This window comes from Citrobacter braakii, assembly GCF_002075345.1.
In the GTDB taxonomy this organism is placed as follows: Bacteria; Pseudomonadota; Gammaproteobacteria; order Enterobacterales; family Enterobacteriaceae; genus Citrobacter; species Citrobacter braakii.
Window position 1 is genome coordinate 1 of the sequence record NZ_NAEW01000074.1, and the last position, 1,172, is coordinate 1,172.

A 1,172-nucleotide genomic window follows, 5' to 3' on the forward strand; every position below is an offset into this window, starting at 1 on the left:
ATGCCAGTCCGGTGTGTGGGCGGCAAGTAGTAAAATTACCGCGTTCGAGATGGTAAATGGCAACAACGCATGCGGTAAGTTTATTGAATCAAAAGCATATTGCCCTGCAGGAAAACAGTTGATATCCGGGGGATTCGTTCTTTCCAGATGGACTGGTGGTAGTGGCTGGAACACCCCTGATCTTTCGATGCCCTCCCCATCTGAAAATGCCTGGAAAATATATACTGGCGGTGGTGTTACTGGTGGTACTTGCATGCAGGCAATTGCATGGTGTGCCAGGGATTGACCGCTCATGACCACTCAATGACAGCATGTAATCATATACGTCGATTCCTCGCGTCTGTGGCCCGAAAAGCGAAGGCCCGCTGCATACCACCCTGTGGGACAACGATGTTCCCGGAAGTCGCGTCCGTTGTGATTTCCGGTCTCGAAACACTCACGTTGTTCTAAAACAGCAGGGTCTTTTTGCCAGCGACCGGACTGGCATTTTGCCTCAAATGCCAGTCCGGTCGCTGGAGCGGGATTGACAATTACCCCATTGGAAGCCCAATCCCGTGGCCTTCGACGACGCCTCCCCCCGGCTATTTTTTGATGGCAGGACAGCGTTTTTCCTGTGGTTCATACCCTCAACTGGCACGCGCTTATCCCGGTTGCGTTTTGCCCGATCTGAGAGGGGTATTTATCCGTGGCCTTGATAACGGCCGCGGGCTGGATCCGGGTCGCAGCGTCCTCAGCTATCAGGGGGATCAGAGTAATATGACAGCCAGTACGGGGGGAGATTTGAAAGGTCACCACCACGGTATGACGTACTACTACCCAGGCCCTCAGGAAGTCCGCCCCAAAAACGTGGCGTTTAACTACATTGTCAGGGCGGGCTGAGTCGATAATAAAGGCGAGTGTACGCAGTACAACAAAGTTAACGAAAACAGGTTATCCCCATATAGTAATATGCATACTGCGTCTGGTTACTTGCCAGCCAGTTCATTTCACCATTGGCATCTGGTTCATCTGTCGGGATAACTTCGGTTTGCGCCATTTCCCTCCCGTCAATACGGAAGGAATTTATGCAAAGTTTGAATCTCCCAAGGTTCATTGAATTCTTCGGATATAAGGTAAACCGGCTGACGGATCGCCAGACATTTTTATTCGTTTGCCAGCGACCGGACTGGCAT

The 1,172-nt window shown here is 51.4% G+C and carries 1 protein-coding gene and 1 pseudogene; one reads left to right on the forward strand and one right to left on the reverse strand.

The window, feature by feature from the left end; genetic code table 11:
• The coding region (locus tag BZK42_RS29125; RefSeq protein WP_211280457.1) for a hypothetical protein at nucleotides 1–294 on the reverse strand (294 nt) is incomplete at its 3' end.
• Nucleotides 295–492: 198 nt separating this feature from the next.
• On the opposite strand from BZK42_RS29125, the pseudogene BZK42_RS27850 reads away from it, so the two are divergent.
• Nucleotides 493–879, forward strand: a pseudogene (locus BZK42_RS27850) (phage tail protein); the annotation flags it as partial.
• Nucleotides 880–1,172 lie beyond the last annotated feature (293 nt).